Below are 18,846 nucleotides of genomic sequence, written 5' to 3' on the forward strand. Positions count from 1 at the left end.
GTGGAGATCGGCACCGCCACCGCCGACGCCTTCCGCCTGCTGGCCAGCGGCGACCCCGGCCTGTGGTTCATCGTCTGGACCTCGCTGGTGGTGGCGGTGCTGGGGCTGGCGATCGCCACCGTGCCGGCCATCGCCGCGGCCTGGCTGATCGCCACGCGGCAGTTCCCGGGCCGGCGCGCGGTGGTGGTGGTGGCGCAGGCCTTCCTGTCGTTCCCGACCGTGCTGGTCGGGCTGATCCTCTACCTGCTGCTGACGCGCCAGGGTCCGCTGGGCAGCCTGCACCTGCTGTTCACCCCCGCGGGCATGGTGCTGGGGCAGGCTGTGATCGGCTTCCCGGTGGTGCTGGCGTTTGCGCTGTCGACGCTGCAAGGTGCCGACGTGCGCCTGCGCGAGACCGCCTGGGTGCTGGGCGCCGGCCGCTGGCGCACCTTCGTCACGGTGCTGCGCGAATTGCGCTTCGGGCTGATGGCGGCGGTCGTCGCCGGCTTTGGCCGGGTCATTGCCGAAGTGGGCTCGGCGCTGATGATCGGCGGCAATATCGAGGGCTCGACCCGTACCATCACCACGGCCATCGCGCTGGAAACCAGCAAGGGCGAATTCGCGCAGGGCATTGCGCTGGGCCTGGTGCTGGTGGCGCTGGCGCTGCTGGTCAATATCGGCATGGCGTGGCTGCAAGGTGCCGGGGGGTTTCGCCGATGACACCGTCCGTTGCCGCCAGCCATGGCCCGCTGCTGACCGTGCGCGGGCTGGCGCGCAGCATCGGCCTGCGCAGGCTGTTTGCGATCGACAGGCTGGTGATCCCGCGCGCCACCGCGATCGTGATGACCGGCATGAACGGCGCCGGCAAGACCACGCTGCTGCGCATGCTGGCCGGGCTGGAGCCCGCGCCCGGCGCGGTCGCGCAGTGGACCGATGCGCAGGGCCACGACCACAGCGCACTGCTGACGCCGCTGCCGCCCGAGCTGCGCCGGCGCATTGCCTATCTGCACCAGCATCCCTATCTGTTCCGCACCTCGGTGCGCGAGAACATCGCCTACGGCCTGCGCGCGCGCGGCCTGCCGCGCCATGAGATCGACCTTCGCGTGGGCGAGGCGCTGGGCTGGGCCGGGGTCTCGCACCTGCAGGACACCGCGCCCGAATACCTGTCCGGCGGCGAGATCCAGCGCGTGGCGCTGGCGCGCGCGAAGGTGCTGGAACCGGAGTTGCTGCTGCTCGACGAACCGACCTCCAGCCTGGACGGCCACGCGCGCGAGCAGGTGATCGCGCTGGTCGGCGACCTCGCCGCCGAAGGCCGCACCGTGGTGATGATCTGCCACGACCGCGAGCTGATCAACCTGCCGGGCGTGGTGCGCTGGAAACTCGGCGACGGCGTGCTCGACACCCACCACCCCTAGCCACCGGCTCAGGCCTGCAACCTGGCCGGCATCACGCCGCGCAGGGCGTTGACCAGCACGATGGCCTCGGCGCGCGCCAGCATCGCGCGCGTGACTACGGCTTCTTCGACCTGCTCGCCCGGCGTGCCCAGCGCCGCGCCGCCCGCTTCCAGCACCACCGCCCGCATCACGCCTGGCAGGATATCGGCCGACAGCGGCGGGGTCAGCCAGCGGCCATCGATGCGCACGAACACGGAGCTGCGCCCGCCCTCGAGCAGTTCGCCGCGGGTGTTGAAGAACAGCCGGTCGAAGCCGCCGGCGCGCTCGGCCGCCTGCCAGCCGGCATCGAAGACCGCGCGCGCACTGGTCTTGTGGCGGCGCAGCGGGTCGGCAAGCGGCAGCGGGTCCGGCGCGATGTCGACACCAACCGGTCCCGCGGGCAACGGCGCCAGCGTGCCGCTGGCCAACGCCAGCGTGCCGGACTTGTCCACGCTGAGGCGCAGGCGCCAGGTGCCGGCCCCCAGTCGGGCGGCCTCCGCGGCCACGGCTTCGCACGCGGCGTCAGCATCGAAGGCAAAGCCGAACGCCTGCGCCGAGGCGCCGATGCGCGCCAGGTGGCGCGGCAACTGCGGACAGGCCCCGTCCTGCACGCGCAAGGTCTCGAACAGCGTGAAGCCGGGATCGTGGCGGGTCAGGAAGCGGGCCTTCCAGCCGCATTCGGCGAATTCCTCCGCCGCCACGCTGTCATGGACGATGCCGCCACCCACGCCCATCTCGCCCGCGCGCAAGCCGCTGGCGGCGCGCGGCGCCAGCACCAGCGTGCGGATCGCTACCGACAGCGCGAACGGTCCGGCCATGGCCCCGGACGGCGCGTCGATCCAGCCGATCGCGCCGGTGTAGAGCCCGCGCGGCGCGCGCTCCAGCTGCGCAATGATCTGCATGGTCCGCCGCTTGGGCGCGCCGGTGATCGAGCCGCAGGGGAACAGCGCCGCCATCAGCGCACCGAGGCTGGTGCCGGGCCGCGCCGTCGCGGTCACGGTGGAAGTCATCTGCAGCACCGCGCCGAACGGCTGCACCGCAAAGCGCTCCGGCACCGCCACGCTGCCCGGCTGCGCGATGCGGCCCAGGTCGTTGCGCAGCAGGTCGACGATCATCACGTTCTCGGCCCGGTTCTTGGCGTCGGCAGCCAGCGCGGCGGCCGCCTGCGCATCGCGCGCGGGATCGCCGGCGCGCGGCGCGGTGCCTTTCATCGGCCGCGTCAGCAGATGGCCCTCGCCGTCGTGGCGCACGAACAGCTCAGGCGACAGCGACAGCACCATGGCGTCACCCGGAAGCCGCGCCAGCACGCCGTAAGGCACCGGCTGCGCGGCACGCAGCGCCGCGTACAGCGCCACCGGATCGCCGAAGGCATCGCAGCGCAGGCGCTGGGTGTAGTTGACCTGGTAGGTGTCGCCGGCTTCGATCCACTGGTGGATGCGGGCAATCGCATCATCGAAGGCCGCGCGGGACGTATCGGAAGCGATATGCATCAGGCCCGCTGGCTGCGGGTCCGCCTCGGCTTGCAGCCACGCCCCCACCGCCGCGGCATCGAGCCGTTGCAGCTCCCGGAACCACAGCAGGCGCAGCGCGCCGTCGTGGAACGGCATGGCGTTGCCGGTATGCACCGGGGCACCGACCAGCGCACCGCCGAATTCATACGGCGCGAACAGGGTCGCGTGCCAGCCCTGGCGCCAGCCTTCGGCAAGCATGGCGTCGAGCCGGGCGATGTCGCTGCCGGGCGGCAGCAGGTCTTCTCGGACGAAGCCGGTGTAGAGACGGGATGCGGCTTGCCCGGCGGGTGCCGTGGCGTCGTCGAGCAGGACGTAGGCGTCAACGCCGCCCGCTTGCGTGCCCCCCTCTCCCGCTTGCGGGAGAGGGGCTGGGGGAGAGGGGGGGCGCTGGATGCTTGCTACCACGGAAATTCGTCAGGAAAAACAGGATTGCCGGCATACCGACAGGGCGCAGGCATGCATTATCGCGCGGTGCAGGGATGGTGGCGATGGATACGCCGGCCCTCTCCCCCGGCCCCTCTCCCGCAGGCGGGAGAGGTGTGCAAATCCGCGGTGCGCCGGCGTCATGCCCCCAAAAACAAAACCGGCCACGCTCGCACGTGGCCGGTTCCCTACCGCAAGCCGGATCAGCTGAAGAAGCTCTTCACCTTGTCCAGCCAGGAGGTCTCCTGCGGGCTGTGGCGCGAGCCGCCCTCGTGCACCGAGCGGTCGAACTGGCGCAGCATTTCCTTCTGCGCCTCGGTCAGCTTGACCGGCGTCTCCACGTTCACATGCACGTACAGGTCGCCCGGATAGCCGGAGCGCACGCCCTTGATGCCCTTGCCGCGCAGCCGGAAGGTCTTGCCGGACTGGGTCGCCTCGGGCACGGGGAAGGTGGCCTTGCCGCTCAGCGTAGGCACTTCGAGGTCGCCGCCCAGCGCCGCGGTGGCGAACGAGATCGGCATCTGGCAGTGCAGGTCGTCGCCGTCGCGCTCGAACACCGCGTGCGGCTTGATGTGGACTTCCACGTATAGGTCGCCCGGCGGGCCGCCGTTGATGCCCGGCTCGCCGTTGCCGGACGAACGGATGCGCATGCCTTCGTCGATGCCGGCCGGGATCTTCACTTCCAGCGTCTTCTGCGACTTCAGCTTGCCCTGCCCGTGGCACTTGGTGCAGGGCTTGGGGATGAACTTGCCGCTGCCGTGGCACTTCGGGCAGGTCTGCTGCATGGTGAAGAAGCCCTGCGACACGCGCACCTGGCCCGCGCCGTGGCAGGTCGGGCAGGTTTCGACGCTGGAGCCGGGCTCGGCGCCATTGCCGTGGCAGTGGTCGCAGTCGTCCCAGTGGGGCACGCGGATCTGGGCCTCGTGGCCGTGCGCGGCCTGCTCCAGCGAGATCTCCATGCTGTAGCGCAGGTCGGCGCCGCGGTAGGCCTGCGGGCCCCCGCCGCGGCGGCCGCCGCCGCCCTGGCCGAAGATATCGCCGAAGATGTCGCCAAAGGCCTCGGCGAAGCCGCCGTAGCCCTGCGCGCCGCCGAAGCCGCCCGCCATGTTCGGGTCCACGCCGGCATGGCCGTACTGGTCATACGCGGCCTTCTTCTCCGGGTCGGAAAGCATCTCGTAGGCCTCCTTGGCCTCCTTGAATTTTTCCTCGGCGTCCTTGCTGTCCGGATTGCGGTCCGGATGGAATTTCATCGCGAGCTTGCGATAGGCCTTCTTGATCTCGTCGTCGCTCGCGTTCTTGCCTACCCCGAGCACTTCGTAGTAGTCACGTTTTGCCATGGTGGCTCTTTACCTCATTGGCCGGCGGGTGCAAGCGGCACGGGCCGGCGAATAGCAAAAAAGCCGAGCGCGGCATCCGACGGCGGTTTCCCGCGGGTCTGATGGCCGTCGCCCGGCGTCGGGGCGGGAGCGGCGCCGGCCAGTGCCTGCACCGCCGCCCGCGTATCCCGATTACTTCTTGTCGTTGACTTCCTTGAATTCGGCGTCCACAACGTTGTCGTCCTGCGGCTGGGCCTGCTGCTGCGCGCCGGCACCTGCCGCGCCTGCCGCGCCCTGCTCGCCGGCCTTGGCCTGCATGTCGGCGTAGACCTTCTCGCCCAGCTTCTGGCTGGCTTCCGACAGGGCGTTGACCTTGGCATCGATCTCGGTCTTGTCGCCGCCGCGGGCGGCGTCTTCCAGTTCCTTGATCGCGGCTTCGATCTTTTCCTTCTCGCCGGCTTCCAGCTTGTCGCCGTATTCGGTGACCGCCTTCCTGGTCGAGTGGATCAGCGCATCGGCCTGGTTGCGGGCGTCAGCCAGCTCGCGGGCCTTCTTGTCTTCCTCGGCGTTGGCCTCGGCGTCCTTGACCATGCGCTGGATCTCGTCTTCCGACAGGCCCGAGTTCGCCTTGATGGTGATCCGGTTTTCCTTGCCGGTCGCCTTGTCCTTGGCGCCCACGTGCAGGATGCCGTTGGCGTCGATGTCGAACGACACTTCGATCTGCGGCGTGCCACGCGGTGCGGGCGGGATGCCTTCCAGGTTGAACTCGCCCAGCAGCTTGTTGCCGGTGGCCATTTCACGCTCGCCCTGGTAGACCTTGATGGTCACGGCCGGCTGGTTGTCGTCGGCGGTCGAGAACACCTGCGCATGCTTGGTCGGGATGGTGGTGTTCTTGGTGATCATCTTGGTCATCACGCCACCCAGGGTCTCGATGCCCAGAGACAGCGGCGTCACGTCCAGCAGCAGCACGTCCTTGCGGTCGCCCGACAGCACCGAACCCTGGATCGCGGCGCCGACGGCCACGGCTTCGTCCGGGTTCACGTCCTTGCGCGCTTCCTTGCCGAAGAACTCCTTGACCTGCTCCTGCACCTTCGGCATGCGGGTCATGCCGCCGACCAGGATCACGTCGTCGATGTCGCTGACCTTGACGCCGGCGTCCTTGATCGCGGTGCGGCACGGCTCGATGGTGCGCGTGATTAGCTCTTCGACCAGCGATTCGAGCTTGGCGCGGGTCATCTTCAGGTTCAGGTGCTTCGGACCCGAGGCATCGGCCGTGATGTACGGCAGGTTGATCTCGGTCTGCTGCGAGCTGGACAGTTCGATCTTGGCCTTTTCAGCGGCTTCCTTCAGGCGCTGCAGCGCGAGCACGTCCTTGGACAGGTCGACGCCCTGGTCCTTCTTGAACTCGCCGATGATGTAGTCGATGATGCGCTGGTCGAAATCTTCGCCGCCCAGGAACGTATCGCCATTGGTCGACAGCACTTCGAACTGCTTCTCGCCGTCCACGTCGGCGATCTCGATGATCGAGATGTCGAAGGTGCCGCCGCCGAGGTCATACACGGCGATCTTGCGGTCGCCCTTCTCGTTCTTGTCCAGGCCGAAGGCCAGCGCGGCCGCGGTCGGCTCGTTGATGATGCGCTTGACGTCCAGTCCGGCGATGCGGCCGGCGTCCTTGGTCGCCTGGCGCTGCGAGTCGTTGAAGTAGGCCGGCACGGTGATCACGGCTTCGGTCACCGGCTCGCCGAGGTAGTCCTCGGCCGTCTTCTTCATCTTGCGCAGCACTTCGGCCGACACCTGCGGCGGCGCCAGCTTCTGGTCGCGCACCGACACCCATGCGTCGCCGTTGTCGGCCTTGACGATGGAATACGGCATCAGGCCGATGTCCTTCTGGACTTCCTTCTCTTCGAACTTGCGGCCGATCAGGCGCTTGACCGCGTACAGCGTGTTACGCGGATTGGTCACGGCCTGGCGCTTGGCCGGCGCGCCGACCAGGATCTCGCCGTCTTCCATGTAGGCGATGATCGACGGGGTGGTGCGGGCACCCTCCGAATTCTCGATAACCTTGGGCGTGTTGCCTTCCAGGATCGCGACGCAGCTGTTGGTGGTACCGAGGTCGATACCGATGATCTTACCCATTATTCTCTCCTCTTGAGCCATCGCTATCCGCGCGGCTGCAATTCAACCTGAGGCCGAAATGTGGCCGTCCGGGGGCTTTTCAAGGGCAGAACCGGCAAATCCGAGTAATTTTCTCGGTTTCTGCCCTTTCTCAACGGCAGGCACTGCCCAGGCTTGAGCCGGCAGCGCCCGTAAGCGGTGTTTTGTGGACCCTAAATTACTTTTGCGGGCCCTTACGACGCATCGCGATCGCGCTGCCACAGCACGTCCGAGCCGCCGGCCGCCCGGTTCAGCACCCGGGCCAGCACGAACATCAGGTCCGAGAGCCGGTTCAGGTACTGGCGCGGCGCCTCGTTCAGCGCCTCGGCCGCGCCCAGCGCCACCAGTGCGCGCTCGGCGCGCCGGCACACGGTGCGGCACACATGCGCCTGCGCCGCGGCACGGCTGCCGCCGGGCAGGATGAATTCGGCCAGCCGCGGCAGGTTGGCGTTGTAGTCGGCCAGCCAGGTGTCGAGCTGCGCCACCTGCCCGGGCTTGAGCAGCGTGTAGCCCGGGATGGAGAGCTCCCCGCCCAGGTCGAACAGGTCGTGCTGGATATGCAGCAGCGCGGCGCGCACGTCGGCGGGCAGGTCTTCGGTCAGCAGCACGCCGACGTGGCAGTTCAGTTCGTCGACGTCGCCGATCGCGGCGATGCGCAGGCTGTCCTTGCCGGTGCGGCTGCCGTCGCCCAGGCCGGTGGTGCCGGCGTCGCCGGTGCGGGTGGCGATCTTCGACAGGCGGTTGCCCATGCCGGTCTCCTTGTCAGCGGTTTGTCTTGGGGAAATGGCGCATTATCGCGCCAGAGCCGGTGAATTCGCCATGCGCAGCAACCGCGGCATCGGTTTCCGTCGCCATCCGCTTGTGCGGCTATCGGCCGCGCAGTCGGTGCGGGGAGGTGTACCAGCCGCCGCGCGGCGTAGAATGCCGTTATTCGTCCATTCGATAACCGGGTCGCGCCCCAGCCCCGCCACCGGCATGCCGGCACGCCGCCACCGCAAGGCCAGCGCCGGCACCCTCGCCGGATCTGCCGCAGCACCGACCCGCCGGAGACCCTCGATGAACCACCCCACGCCGCCCGCCTCCCTCGCCCGCCGTCCGCTGCCGCCGGCCCTGTCCGACGCCCTCGCGGCACGCTTCGGCGAGCGCTTCACCACCTCCGCCGGCGTGCGCGAGCACCATGGCCGCGACGAGTCGCCGTTCCCGCCGGCGCTGCCGGATGCGGTGGTCTTCGCCCACAGCACCGAGGAAGTGGCCGAGGTGGCGCGCCTGTGCAACCAGCACCGCGTGCCGCTGATTCCGTACGGCGCGGGCTCGTCGCTCGAGGGCCACCTGCTGGCCGTGGCCGGCGGCATCAGCCTGGACCTGTCGCAGATGAACCGGGTGCTGGCGGTGCAGCCCGAGGACCTGACCGTGACGGTGCAGCCCGGCGTCACGCGCAAGCAGCTGAACCAGGAGATCAAGGACACCGGCCTGTTCTTCCCGATCGACCCGGGCGCCGACGCGTCGCTGGGCGGCATGTGCGCCACGCGCGCGTCGGGGACCAACGCGGTGCGCTACGGCACCATGCGCGAGAACGTGCTGGCGCTGACGGTGGTGACCGCCGACGGCCGCGTGATCCGCACCGGCACGCAGGCGCGCAAGTCGTCGGCGGGCTATGACCTGACCCGGCTCTTCATCGGCAGCGAAGGCACGCTGGGCATCATCACCGAGGTGACGGTGCGGCTCTACCCGCAGCCCGAGGCGATCTCCGCCGCGGTGTGCGCCTTCCCCAGCATGGGCAGCGCGGTGCAGGCCGTGATCCAGACGATCCAGCTGGGCGTGCCGGTGGCGCGCGTGGAATTCGTCGATGCGCTGGCGATCCGCGCCATCAACCGCCACGACAACCTGACCCTGCCCGAGACCCCGCACCTGTTCTTCGAATTCCACGGCACCGAGGCCGGCGTGCGCGAGCAGGCCGAGACCGTGCAGCAGATCACCGCCGAGCACGGCGGCCAGGGCTTCGAGTGGGCCACGCGTCCGGAAGACCGCAGCCGCCTGTGGAACGCGCGCCATACCGCCTACTTTGCGATGCTGCAGCTCAAGCCGGGCTGCAAGTCGGTCACCACCGACGTTTGCGTCCCGATCTCGCGGCTGGCCGACTGCGTCACCGAGACCGAGAAGGACCTGAACGCCTCGGCGCTGCCCTGCCCCATCGTCGGCCATGTCGGCGACGGCAACTTCCACGTGGCGATCCTGGTCGACCCGGCCAAGCCCGCGGAAATGGCCGAGGCCGAGGCCATCAACCAGCGCATCGTCGAACGCGCGCTGGCGATGGGCGGCACCTGCACCGGCGAGCACGGCGTGGGGCTGCACAAGCAGCGCTTCCTGGTGGCGGAGCACGGCGAGGACGCGCTGGACCTGATGCGCGCGATCAAGGATGCGCTCGACCCCAACCACATCCTGAACCCCGGCAAGATCTTCAGCGCCGCGCGCGCCGGCACGCAGTAAGGCGCCCGACAGGCAAACCCGGGGATGGCCTCCATGTTCAACCGCGTGCCGCCACTGCACCTGCTGATCGCCTTCGAGGCGGCGGCGCGCCTGGGCAGCTTCGCGCGCGCGGCCGAGGAGCTGTCGGTGACGCCCAGCGCGGTCTCGCACCGCATCAAGAACCTCGAGGAGCTGTGGGGCGAAGACCTGTTCGTGCGTGCCAACGCCGCGCTGCGGCTGACCGCGGCCGGCACGCGCTATCTGCGCAACGTGCAGGACGCGCTCAAGTCGCTCAACGAGCTGGCGCGGCCCGAGTACAACAAGTTGCGCACGCGGCTGCGGGTGGCGATCCCGCCCACCTTCGGGCGCCAGCACCTGGTGCCGCGCCTGCCCGAGTTCGGTGCGCTGTATCCGCATATCGACCTCGAGCTGCACCTGGCGATCCCGTTCCTCGACGTCAAGGCCGAGGACACCGATGTCGAAATTCGCTATGGCACCGGCCGCTATCCCGACCTGAAGACCACCAAGCTGCTGGTGGAACCGGTGTTCCCGGCGTGCGGGCGCGAGTACTACGAGCGCGTCAACGGCCGCGCCATCACCAAACCCGAGCACCTGCACGGCCTGGTGCTGCTGCGCAGCCCGCTGGAGCCGTGGAAGCCGTGGTTCGAGACTGCCGGACTGGACTGGCCCGAGCCGCAGACCGGCCCCCAGTTCAACGACATCGGCCTGATGCTGGAGGCGATCGCCTCCAACCAGGGCGTGGCGCTGGTGCGCCAGCGCATGGCGCGGCACTGGCTGTCGCTGGGGCAGATGGTGCGGCTGCTCGATGTGGAATCGGTATCGCCGCACGGCTACTACATCGTCGAGCGCGAACAGGCGCCGCTCAAGCCCGAGGCGCGCTATTTCGTTGACTGGCTGCTGAGCCTGGACTGGTAGGAGACTGCGCCGATGGAAATCCGCCTGCTGACCCCCGACGATGCCGCCGCGTTCCACGCACTGCGCCTGCAGGGACTGGCCGAGGCGCCGGAAGCCTTTGCCGCCAGCCTGGAAGAAGAACAGGAGCTGGCGCCGGAGGCGGTGGCGCAACGCCTTGCGCCGAGCGCGGACAAGGCCGTGTTCGGCGCCTTCGAGACCAGCCCGGGCGGCCCCGGCGGTATCGTGCTGGCCGGCATGGTCGGCGTGATGCGCGAGCCCCGGCGCAAGCACTGGCACAAGGCCTCGATCTTCGGCATGTACGTGGCGCCGGCCTGGCGCGCGCGCCAGCTCGGCCGGGCGTTGATGCTGCGCGCGCTGCAGCAGGCCGGCGCCATGCCGGGGGTGCGCCAGGTCACGCTGTGCGTCAATGCTGGCAGCGCGGGCGCGGTGCGGTTGTACGAATCGCTCGGGTTCGAACGCTTCGGGCTGGAGCCGGAAGCGTTGTACGTCGCGCCGCACTTCCACGACAAGCTGGACATGGTGCTGCGGCTGCCGGCCGCCCCGGCGCAGCCGCAACGCTGAGTCCGGCACCCGGCTTTCCGGGATCCTGCCGCCGGTGCTACGCTGAAACCGGGGCGCGTGCCACCGGCGATGATGAGCATTTTTGATCGGCCCGGCATGCGGAATTCACGTCTGGCGTGGTGCCCGCGCCAGTTGGCCTGCGCTATAGTCACCCGTCCCCCTGGGCCGCCTGGCACCGACCCGGCTGGCAGGCCGGCGAACCACTGCCGGCGTCCGCCGCCCCGGAGACCCCACAGGAGTCGTTCATGAATGCCCCGCACGAAGCCAAAACCCTCGCCGCCGCCGATGATGCCCAGGCCGCGGCCGGCAGCCGCCGCGACGCACTGCTGGCCGGCCTGGCGCAGATCCTGCCCGACGCCGCGGTGCTGTGGAAGCCGGAAGACACCGTGCCCTATGAGTGCGACGGCCTGGCCGCCTACCGGCAGGTGCCGATGGCGGTAGCGCTGCCCGACACCGAGGAGCAGGTCTGCGCCATCCTGCGGCTGTGCCATCAGCTGGGCGTGCCGGTCGTGCCCCGCGGCGCCGGCACCAGCCTGTCGGGTGGCGCCATGCCGATCGCCGAGGGCCTGGTGCTGTCGCTGGCCAAGTTCAAGCGCATCCTCTCGGTCGATCCGTATTCGCGCACCGCGGTGGTCCAGCCGGGCGTGCGCAACCTGGCCATCTCCGACGCGGCCGCGCCGCACAACCTGTACTACGCGCCCGACCCCTCGTCGCAGATCGCCTGCACCATCGGCGGCAATGTCAGCGAGAACTCCGGCGGCGTGCACTGCCTGAAGTACGGCCTGACCGTGCACAACGTGCTGCGCGTGCGCGCGGTGACGATGTCGGGCGAGGTGGTGGTGTTCGGCTCCGAGGCTCCCGACGCGCCCGGGCTGGACCTGCTGGCCGTGCTGATCGGCTCCGAGGGCATGCTGGCCGTGGTCACCGAGGTCACCGTGCGCCTGATCCCCAAGCCGCAGCTGGCGCAGGTGATCATGGCCTGCTTCGACGATGTCGAGAAGGGCGGCAACGCGGTCGCCGACGTGATCGCCGCGGGCATCATCCCGGCCGGGCTCGAGATGATGGACAAGCCCGCCACCGCCGCGGTCGAGCAGTTCGTGCATGCGGGCTATGACCTCGATGCCGCCGCCATCCTGCTGTGCGAGTCCGACGGCACCCCCGAGGAAGTGGCCGAGGAGATCGAACGCATGAGCGCTGTGCTGACGGCATCGGGCTGCACCCGCATCGTGGTCTCGCAGAACGAGGCCGAGCGGCTGCGCTTCTGGAGCGGCCGCAAGAACGCCTTCCCGGCGGCGGGCCGGATCTCGCCCGACTATTACTGCATGGACGGCACCATCCCGCGCAAGCATATCGGCACGCTGCTCAAGCGCATCGAGGCCATGGAAGCGAAGTACGGCCTGCGCTGCATCAACGTGTTCCATGCCGGCGACGGCAACATGCATCCGCTGGTGCTGTTCGACGGCGGCGACCAGGACGAATGGCACCGCGCCGAGCTGTTCGGCGCCGACATCCTGGAAACCTGCGTCGAGCTGGGCGGCACCGTCACCGGCGAGCACGGCGTGGGCGTGGAAAAGCTCAACTCCATGTGCGTGCAGTTCTCGACCGCGGAGCGCGACGCCTTCTTCGGCGTCAAGGCCGCCTTCGACCCGGCGCGGCTGCTGAATCCGGACAAGGCCATCCCGACGCTGGCGCGCTGCGCCGAATACGGCAAGATGCACGTGAAGAAGGGCCTGCTGCCGCATCCCGAGCTGCCGCGCTTCTGAGCCGCGCCATGCGAGAGAATCCCCGCCGGCGCCAGCACCAGGAAGCGGTGGTGCGCCAGCGCCTGGGCCAGCCGGAGGCCGGCTGGCGCCAGCGCTGGTACACCATCATCTTCGAGGCCGATACCCGCGAGGGGCGCATCTTCGATGTCGCGCTGCTGCTCGCCATCGTCACCAGCGTGATGATCGTGATGCTCGACAGCCTGCCGGCGCTGAACCAGCGCCTGGGCCGGGTGTTCACGGCGCTGGAATGGATGTTCACGCTGCTGTTCACCGCCGAGTACGTCATGCGCCTGCTGGTGGTGCGGCGGCCGTGGCGCTATGCACTGAGCTTCTACGGCATCATCGATTTCATCTCGATCATGCCGACCTGGCTGGCGTTCTTCGTGCCGGAACTGCATTTCCTGATCGACGTGCGCCTGCTGCGGCTGCTGCGCGTGTTCCGGATCCTGAAGCTGACCGTGTACTTCGAGGAAGCCGAGATCCTGTACCGCGCGCTGGTCAACAGCCGGCGCAAGATCTTCGTGTTCCTGGCCGCGGTGTTCATCATCACCGTGATCCTCGGCACCGTGATGTACGTGGTCGAGGGCCCGGAACACGGCTTCCACAGCATCCCGGTCAGCATGTACTGGGCCGTGGTGACGCTGACCACTACCGGCTTCGGCGACATGGTGCCGAAGACGCCGCTGGGGCAGTTCATCACCTCGCTGACGATCCTGCTGGGCTACGGCATCATCGCCTTTCCCACCGGCATCGTCGGCGCCGAGCTGGCCGCCAGCATCATGAAGCGGCCGCTGACCACGCGCACCTGCACCCATTGCCTGACCGAGGGGCACGAGCCCGACGCGCAGTATTGCAAGCACTGCGGCAGCCAGCTGCCGGCCTATCAGAACGACCGGCCGGAAGTCCCGGGCGGCCGCGATGGCGCGACCGGCCCCTGAACAGAACCTCCTTCCCGATTCGCACGACTATGCAAGCCACCCTCGACGCCTTCCGCGACGCCGTCAGGCAAGCCACCGAGACCCGCACCGCGCTGCGGCTGCGCGGCGGCGGCAGCAAGGACTTCTACGGCCAGCCGCCGCAAGGCCAGCTGCTGGACACGCGCGCCTACACCGGCATTGTCGACTACGACCCGGCCGAACTCGTGATCACCGCGCGCTGCGGCACGCCGCTGGCCGAGATCGAAGCCGCGCTGGCGGAAAAGCGCCAGATCCTGGCATTCGAGCCGCCCCACTTCGCGCTGCCCGGCCGGCCCAGCGTGGCGACGCTGGGCGGTGCCGTCGCCGCCGGGCTGTCGGGCCCGCGCCGGCAGTCGGTGGGCGCGCTGCGCGACTTCGTGCTGGGCGCGCAGCTGATGGACGGCCGTGGCGAGGTGATGGACTTCGGCGGCCAGGTGATGAAGAACGTGGCGGGCTATGACGTGTCGCGGCTGCTGACGGGCTCGCTCGGCACGCTGGGGCTGATCCTGCAGGTTTCGGTCAAGGTGCTGCCGGCGCCGTTCGACGAGGCCACGCTGCGCTTCGAGATGACGCAGGCCGAAGCCATCCGACAACTGAACCAGTGGGGCGGGCAGCCGCTGCCGCTGGCGTCTTCCGTGTGGCATGCGGGCGTGCTGCACGTGCGCCTGTCCGGCGCCAGCGCCGCGGTGCGCGCGGCCTGTGCCAGGCTGGGCGGCGAACGCCTGGACCCGGCGCCTGCCGCCGCGCTGTGGCAAGCGCTGCGCGAGCAGACCCACCCGTTCTTTGCCCCCGCCCACGCCGGCCGCGCGCTGTGGCGGCTGGCGGTGCCGACCGTGGCCGCGCCGCTGGCGCTGCCCGGCGAACAGCTGGTCGAATGGGGCGGCGGGCAGCGCTGGTGGCTGCCGGAAGAGGGCTCGGCCAAAGCCGACGCCGAAAGCGTGCGCGCGGTGGCCCAGGCCGCCGGCGGCCATGCCACGCTGTTTCGCCATGGCGACAAGTCGATGGGCGTGTTCACGCCGCTGGCTTCGCCGCTCGCCGCGATCCATCGCCGCCTGAAAGAGACCTTCGACCCCGCCGGCATCTTCAATCCGCAGCGCATGTACCCCGGGCTCTGAGACCGCGGGCCAAGACATCCAGGCACTACACCCCACATCATGCAAACAACCCTGGCCGATTTTCTCCGCGACACGCCCGAAGGCGAGGAAGCCAAGTCCATCGTCGGCAAATGCGTGCATTGCGGCTTCTGCACCGCCACCTGCCCCACCTACCAGCTGCTCGGCGATGAACTGGACGGGCCGCGCGGGCGCATCTACCTGATGAAGCAGGTGCTCGAAGGCCATGCCATCACCGAAAGCACGCGCCTGCACCTGGACCGCTGCCTGACCTGCCGCAACTGCGAATCGACCTGCCCCTCCGGCGTGCGCTACGGACGGCTGGTCGACATCGGCCGCCAGCTGGTCGATGACAAGCTGGAAGCCGAAGGCGTGCGGCGCCCGGCCAGCCAGCGCATCGCGCGCTGGGTGCTGCGCGAGGGGCTGACGCGCCCGGCGTTGTTCGGCACGGCGCTGCGCCTGGGCCAGATGGTGCGCCCGCTGCTGCCCGGCACGCTGCGCGCCAAGGTGCCGCCGCTGTCGGCCAGCGCCGCGCCCGGCGTGTGGCCGCGCAACACGCATGCGCGCAAGATGCTGTTGCTCGACGGTTGCGTGCAGCCGGCGATGTCGCCCAACATCAATGCCGCCACCGCGCGCGTGTTCGACCGTGTCGGCGTACAACTGGTGGTGGCGCGCGAGGCCGGCTGCTGCGGCGCGATCCGCTTCCACACCGGCGACCACGATGGCGGCCTCGACAATATGCGCCGCAATATCGACGCCTGGTGGCCGCATGTCGAGGCCGGCGCCGAAGCCATCGTCATGACCGCGTCGGGCTGCGGCGCGATGGTGAAGGACTACGGCCACCTGCTGCGCAACGACCCCGCCTATGCCGAGCGCGCGCGCCGCATCTCGGCGCTGACGCGCGACCTGTCCGAGATCCTGCCGGACTTTGCCGACGACCTGCATGCCGCCGCCGGCGCGGTGCCGCGCGACGGCCGGCGCGTGGCCTACCACCCGCCGTGCACGCTGCAGCACGGCCAGCAGATCCGCGGCAAGGTCGAAGCGCTCTTGACCGGCCTCGGCGTGGAAGTCAAACTCTGCGCTGACAGCCACCTGTGCTGCGGCTCGGCGGGCACTTACTCGGTGCTGCAGCCGGAACTGTCCCAGCGCCTGCGCGACGACAAGCTCGCCAAACTGCAGGCGACGCAGCCCGAAGCCATCGTCTCGGCCAATATCGGCTGCATCTCGCACCTGCAGGGCGGCACCGATACGCCGGTCATGCACTGGATCGAACTGGTCGACCGGATGCTGGGATAAGCCCCGACCGGAGCAAGGCCCTGTGGTTGTCTCCCCTCTCCCATAAATGGGAGAGGGGACGAAGCGCCAACCAAACACGCCCCATGCTCCAGACCTTTGCCATCCTGTTGGTTTTCCAGTCCGTCGGCGAGGTGATCAGCTACGCGCTGACCCTGCCCGTGCCCGGCCCCGTGCTGGGCATGATCCTGCTGTTCGGCTGGCTCGTCTTCGACGACCGGCTGCTGCCCGTGATCCAGGGCACCACCACCGAGCTGCTCAAGCACCTGTCGCTGCTGTTCGTGCCCGCCGGCGTCGGCATCATGGTCCACGCCAACCGCATCGAGGGCGAGTGGATGCCGATCCTCGTCGCGCTGGTGGTGTCCACGTGGCTGGCCATCGCCACCACCGCGGTGGTCACGCGCATGCTGATGCGCAAGCGCTCCGGCACGCCCGACGCGCCGCCCGCCGACGCCAGGGGGGAACAGGCATGATGACGCCACGCCTGAACGAGATCTGGGTCTACCTGGCCGCCAGCCCGCTGGTGGGACTCACCGCGACGCTGCTGGCCTATGTGTTCGCCTTCCGCATCTACGAGAAATCGCGCTTCTCGCCGCTGGCCAACCCGGTGATGATCGCGGTGGCGCTGCTGGTCACGGTGCTGACCGTCACCGGCACGCCCTACAAGACCTACTTCGACGGCGCGCAGTTCGTGCACTTCCTGCTGGGGCCGGCGACGGTGGCGCTGGCGGTGCCGCTGTACCTGCAGCTGCCCAAGCTGCGCACCCATGTGTTCCCGCTGCTGGCGGGGCTGGTGGCGGGCTCGGTGGTGGCGGTGGTGTCGGCGGTGGGCATTGCCTGGCTGCTGGGTGCCTCGCCGGAAACGGTGCGCTCGCTCGCGCCCAAGTCGGTGACGATCCCGATCGCCATGGGCGTGGCCGAGAAGATCGGCGGGCTGCCGTCGCTGACGGCGGTGCTGGTGATGGGCACCGGCATCATCGGCGCGGTCAGCGCGACCCTGCTGCTGAACCTGCTGCGCGTCCGCGACTACAGCGTGCGCGGCTTCGCCACCGGCGTGGCGGCGCACGGCATCGGCACCGCGCGGGCGTTCCAGGTCAACCAGGAGGCCGGCGCGTTCGCCGCGCTCGGCATGGGCCTGAACGGCGTGCTGACCGCGATCCTGGTGCCGGTGATGGCGGCCTGGATGCCGCACTGACCTCCCCCACTGACAGCCTCCTGACAGCACGCTGTCAGCAGCCCCCGCGCATGATGCGAGCTCCTCACTCCCCTACCCATGGAACCCAGGAGCCCATCATGAACCAACGCCTGATCAACTGGCTGGAAATCCCCGTCGTCGACATGAACCGCGCCGTCGGCTTCTACGAGCAGGTCTTCGATATCCGGCTGCGCCGCGAAACCATGAGCCAGGTCGACATGGCCGTATTCCCGCATCCCGATCCCGGCGGCGCGCTGGTCGCCGGCGAAGGCTACCGGCCCAGCAACTACTACGGCACGGTACCGTACCTGCACGCGCCGGAACTCGACGCGCTGCTGGAACGCGCCACCCGCGCCGGCGGCAAGACCGTGTTCGGGCCGCTGCGCCTGCCGGGCGAGATCGGCCGCATCGCGCATATCACCGACAGCGAGGGCAACCGCATCGGCCTGCACGAACCGGTGGCCGGATGACCGCCATGGACCACGCTGACCGATGAGCCGCCGCGCCGACCGCCTGTTCCAGATCGTGCAGGTGCTGCGCGGCCGCCGCCTGACCACGGCGGCGCTGCTGGCGCAGCGGCTCGGGGTCTCGGAACGCACCGTCTACCGTGATATCCAGGCGCTGTCGCTGTCAGGCGTGCCGGTCGAGGGCGAGGCCGGCATCGGCTACCGCCTGCGCGCCGACTTCGACGTTCCGCCGCTGATGTTCACCGCCATGGAAGTGGAAGCGCTGGTCGCCGGCTTGCGGCTGCTGAAGGCCTGGGGCGGCGGCGCGCTCGCCGCCGCGGCAGATCCGGCGCTGGAGAAGCTGATGGCGGCGCTGCCGCCGCTGCGCCGGCTGGCGGCGCAGCAAAGCCGCGTGTTCGCGCCCGAGTACGTCAACCAGGCGCATGTGCGCGAGGCCTTCGACGTGGTCCACGGCGCGCTGGGCGCGCACAAGCTGCTGCAGCTGGACTACTGCGACGTGCAGCAGCGCCTCACCGAGCGCGTGGTGATGCCGCTGGGGCTGTTCTTCTGGGGCAATGCGTGGCTGCTGGCGACGTGGTGCACCACGCGCGAGGACTACCGCAGCTTCCGGCTGGACCGCTGCCGCGCCATCCGCATGCTCGACGACCATTTCCATGAGACCCCGGAGCGTTCGCTCAACGGTTTCCTGCGCGCGGTGCGCGCCAGCAGCGCCTGAGGCTCAGGCAGCGGGGTCGGACAGCAGCCGCTCGATATCGGCGCGCAGCTCTTCCGGCTTGGTGGTCGGCGCGTAGCGCTTGAACACGGTGCCGTCGCGGCGCAGCAGGAACTTGGTGAAGTTCCACTTGATGCCCTGGGTACCGAGCACGCCACGCTTTTCGGTGGTCAGCCACTGGTACAGCGGATGGGCGTTGGGGCCGTTGACGTCGATCTTGGCGAACATCGGGAAGCGCACCGCGAAACGCGTCTCGCAGAACTGGCCGATCTGCTGCGCATCGCCCGGCTCCTGCTTGCCGAACTGGTTGCACGGGAAGCCCAGCACCTCCAGGCCGCGCCCGTGGTACTCGTCATAGAGTTTCTGCAGGCCCTCGTACTGCGGGGTAAAGCCGCATTCGCTGGCGGTATTGACCACCAGCATCACCTTGCCCTGGAACTGCGACAGCGGCACCGGCTGGCCGGCGAGCGAACTGGCTTCGAACTGGTAGACATTGCTCATGGCAGACTCCTGTAGATAGCCAAGCATAGCGCCACGCGCGGCAATGCGCAGCAATGGTCAGCACTGCG

18 protein-coding genes are annotated in these 18,846 nt (G+C 69.3%); 13 read left to right on the top strand and 5 right to left on the bottom strand.

The features are described from left to right. Together RALTA_RS12450 and RALTA_RS12455 are read left to right on the top strand one after the other, a co-directional pair. Positions 1-699, top strand: coding sequence for an ABC transporter permease (locus RALTA_RS12450; protein ID WP_012353787.1), 699 nt, complete (start codon positions 1-3; stop codon positions 697-699). After that, on the top strand, positions 696-1,394 hold the full coding sequence (locus RALTA_RS12455) for an ATP-binding cassette domain-containing protein (protein WP_012353788.1): 699 nt from the start codon (positions 696-698) through the stop codon (positions 1,392-1,394). Before RALTA_RS12450 ends, RALTA_RS12455 begins: the two co-directional genes overlap by 4 nt. A gap of 8 nt (positions 1,395-1,402) precedes the next feature. On the opposite strand, the gene pabB is transcribed toward RALTA_RS12455, so the two are convergent. The 4 genes from pabB to RALTA_RS12475 all read right to left on the bottom strand — a co-directional run bounded on the left by pabB (position 1,403) and on the right by RALTA_RS12475 (position 7,565). After that, a complete protein-coding gene (gene pabB, locus RALTA_RS12460; protein ID WP_012353789.1) occupies positions 1,403-3,328 on the bottom strand; it encodes an aminodeoxychorismate synthase component I in 1,926 nt (641 codons plus the stop codon). Positions 3,329-3,549: 221 nt separating this feature from the next. Further along, positions 3,550-4,683 (bottom strand): molecular chaperone DnaJ, encoded by a 1,134-nt coding sequence (gene dnaJ, locus RALTA_RS12465; protein ID WP_012353790.1) that lies wholly within the window; start codon positions 4,681-4,683, stop codon positions 3,550-3,552. Between the two features lie 171 nt (positions 4,684-4,854). Further along, positions 4,855-6,798, bottom strand: coding sequence for a molecular chaperone DnaK (dnaK, locus tag RALTA_RS12470; protein ID WP_012353791.1), 1,944 nt, complete (start codon positions 6,796-6,798; stop codon positions 4,855-4,857). Between the two features lie 212 nt (positions 6,799-7,010). Then, positions 7,011-7,565 (bottom strand): cob(I)yrinic acid a,c-diamide adenosyltransferase, encoded by a 555-nt coding sequence (locus tag RALTA_RS12475; RefSeq protein WP_012353792.1) that lies wholly within the window; start codon positions 7,563-7,565, stop codon positions 7,011-7,013. 307 nt (positions 7,566-7,872) lie between these two features. Between RALTA_RS12475 and RALTA_RS12480 the strand changes: the two genes are divergently transcribed. From RALTA_RS12480 to RALTA_RS12530, 11 genes are all read left to right on the top strand, one after another. After that, on the top strand, positions 7,873-9,303 hold the full coding sequence (locus RALTA_RS12480; RefSeq protein ID WP_012353793.1) for an FAD-binding oxidoreductase: 1,431 nt from the start codon (positions 7,873-7,875) through the stop codon (positions 9,301-9,303). Between the two features lie 24 nt (positions 9,304-9,327). Then, positions 9,328-10,218 (top strand): LysR substrate-binding domain-containing protein, encoded by an 891-nt coding sequence (locus RALTA_RS12485; protein WP_012353794.1) that lies wholly within the window; start codon positions 9,328-9,330, stop codon positions 10,216-10,218. A 12-nt stretch (positions 10,219-10,230) separates the two neighbouring features. Next, positions 10,231-10,779, top strand: a complete 549-nt coding sequence (locus RALTA_RS12490; protein ID WP_012353795.1) for a GNAT family N-acetyltransferase — start codon at positions 10,231-10,233, stop codon at positions 10,777-10,779. A 245-nt stretch (positions 10,780-11,024) separates the two neighbouring features. Next, positions 11,025-12,542: an FAD-linked oxidase C-terminal domain-containing protein gene (locus RALTA_RS12495; protein ID WP_012353796.1), complete on the top strand. Its 1,518-nt coding sequence runs from the start codon at positions 11,025-11,027 to the stop codon at positions 12,540-12,542. A gap of 8 nt (positions 12,543-12,550) precedes the next feature. Next, positions 12,551-13,480: an ion transporter gene (locus RALTA_RS12500; protein WP_012353797.1), complete on the top strand. Its 930-nt coding sequence runs from the start codon at positions 12,551-12,553 to the stop codon at positions 13,478-13,480. 29 nt (positions 13,481-13,509) lie between these two features. Further along, complete coding sequence (gene glcE, locus RALTA_RS12505) at positions 13,510-14,613, top strand: glycolate oxidase subunit GlcE (protein WP_012353798.1); 1,104 nt, start codon at positions 13,510-13,512, stop codon at positions 14,611-14,613. A gap of 39 nt (positions 14,614-14,652) precedes the next feature. After that, positions 14,653-15,906: a glycolate oxidase subunit GlcF gene (gene glcF / locus RALTA_RS12510; RefSeq protein WP_012353799.1), complete on the top strand. Its 1,254-nt coding sequence runs from the start codon at positions 14,653-14,655 to the stop codon at positions 15,904-15,906. 83 nt (positions 15,907-15,989) lie between these two features. After that, the gene (locus RALTA_RS12515; protein WP_012353800.1) at positions 15,990-16,376 is read left to right on the top strand and encodes a CidA/LrgA family protein; all 387 of its coding nucleotides are present in this window, start codon (positions 15,990-15,992) and stop codon (positions 16,374-16,376) included. Further along, positions 16,373-17,098: an LrgB family protein gene (locus RALTA_RS12520; protein ID WP_025583879.1), complete on the top strand. Its 726-nt coding sequence runs from the start codon at positions 16,373-16,375 to the stop codon at positions 17,096-17,098. Before RALTA_RS12515 ends, RALTA_RS12520 begins: the two co-directional genes overlap by 4 nt. Before the next feature lie 98 nt (positions 17,099-17,196). Beyond that, positions 17,197-17,568: a VOC family protein gene (locus RALTA_RS12525; protein WP_025583878.1), complete on the top strand. Its 372-nt coding sequence runs from the start codon at positions 17,197-17,199 to the stop codon at positions 17,566-17,568. A 22-nt stretch (positions 17,569-17,590) separates the two neighbouring features. Continuing rightward, positions 17,591-18,280, top strand: coding sequence for a helix-turn-helix transcriptional regulator (locus RALTA_RS12530; RefSeq protein WP_012353803.1), 690 nt, complete (start codon positions 17,591-17,593; stop codon positions 18,278-18,280). A gap of 3 nt (positions 18,281-18,283) precedes the next feature. Here RALTA_RS12530 and RALTA_RS12535 read toward each other — a convergent pair whose 3' ends face one another. Further along, a complete protein-coding gene (locus RALTA_RS12535; RefSeq protein WP_012353804.1) occupies positions 18,284-18,778 on the bottom strand; it encodes a glutathione peroxidase in 495 nt (164 codons plus the stop codon). Positions 18,779-18,846: the final 68 nt, after the last annotated feature.

Origin of the sequence: Cupriavidus taiwanensis LMG 19424 (assembly GCF_000069785.1) — a bacterium.
Taxonomy (GTDB): domain Bacteria; phylum Pseudomonadota; class Gammaproteobacteria; order Burkholderiales; family Burkholderiaceae; genus Cupriavidus; species Cupriavidus taiwanensis.

Coding starts and splice junctions, on each gene's coding strand:
- RALTA_RS12455 (WP_012353788.1), top strand. CDS start 696: ATGACACCGTCCGTTGCCGCCAGCCATGGCCCGCTGCTGACCGTGCGC.
- RALTA_RS12530 (WP_012353803.1), top strand. CDS start 17,591: ATGAGCCGCCGCGCCGACCGCCTGTTCCAGATCGTGCAGGTGCTGCGC.
- RALTA_RS12495 (WP_012353796.1), top strand. CDS start 11,025: ATGAATGCCCCGCACGAAGCCAAAACCCTCGCCGCCGCCGATGATGCC.
- glcF (WP_012353799.1), top strand. CDS start 14,653: ATGCAAACAACCCTGGCCGATTTTCTCCGCGACACGCCCGAAGGCGAG.
- glcE (WP_012353798.1), top strand. CDS start 13,510: ATGCAAGCCACCCTCGACGCCTTCCGCGACGCCGTCAGGCAAGCCACC.
- dnaJ (WP_012353790.1), bottom strand. CDS start 4,683: ATGGCAAAACGTGACTACTACGAAGTGCTCGGGGTAGGCAAGAACGCG.
- RALTA_RS12525 (WP_025583878.1), top strand. CDS start 17,197: ATGAACCAACGCCTGATCAACTGGCTGGAAATCCCCGTCGTCGACATG.
- RALTA_RS12520 (WP_025583879.1), top strand. CDS start 16,373: ATGATGACGCCACGCCTGAACGAGATCTGGGTCTACCTGGCCGCCAGC.
- RALTA_RS12500 (WP_012353797.1), top strand. CDS start 12,551: ATGCGAGAGAATCCCCGCCGGCGCCAGCACCAGGAAGCGGTGGTGCGC.
- RALTA_RS12515 (WP_012353800.1), top strand. CDS start 15,990: ATGCTCCAGACCTTTGCCATCCTGTTGGTTTTCCAGTCCGTCGGCGAG.
- RALTA_RS12490 (WP_012353795.1), top strand. CDS start 10,231: ATGGAAATCCGCCTGCTGACCCCCGACGATGCCGCCGCGTTCCACGCA.
- dnaK (WP_012353791.1), bottom strand. CDS start 6,798: ATGGGTAAGATCATCGGTATCGACCTCGGTACCACCAACAGCTGCGTC.
- RALTA_RS12480 (WP_012353793.1), top strand. CDS start 7,873: ATGAACCACCCCACGCCGCCCGCCTCCCTCGCCCGCCGTCCGCTGCCG.
- RALTA_RS12475 (WP_012353792.1), bottom strand. CDS start 7,565: ATGGGCAACCGCCTGTCGAAGATCGCCACCCGCACCGGCGACGCCGGC.
- RALTA_RS12535 (WP_012353804.1), bottom strand. CDS start 18,778: ATGAGCAATGTCTACCAGTTCGAAGCCAGTTCGCTCGCCGGCCAGCCG.
- RALTA_RS12485 (WP_012353794.1), top strand. CDS start 9,328: ATGGCCTCCATGTTCAACCGCGTGCCGCCACTGCACCTGCTGATCGCC.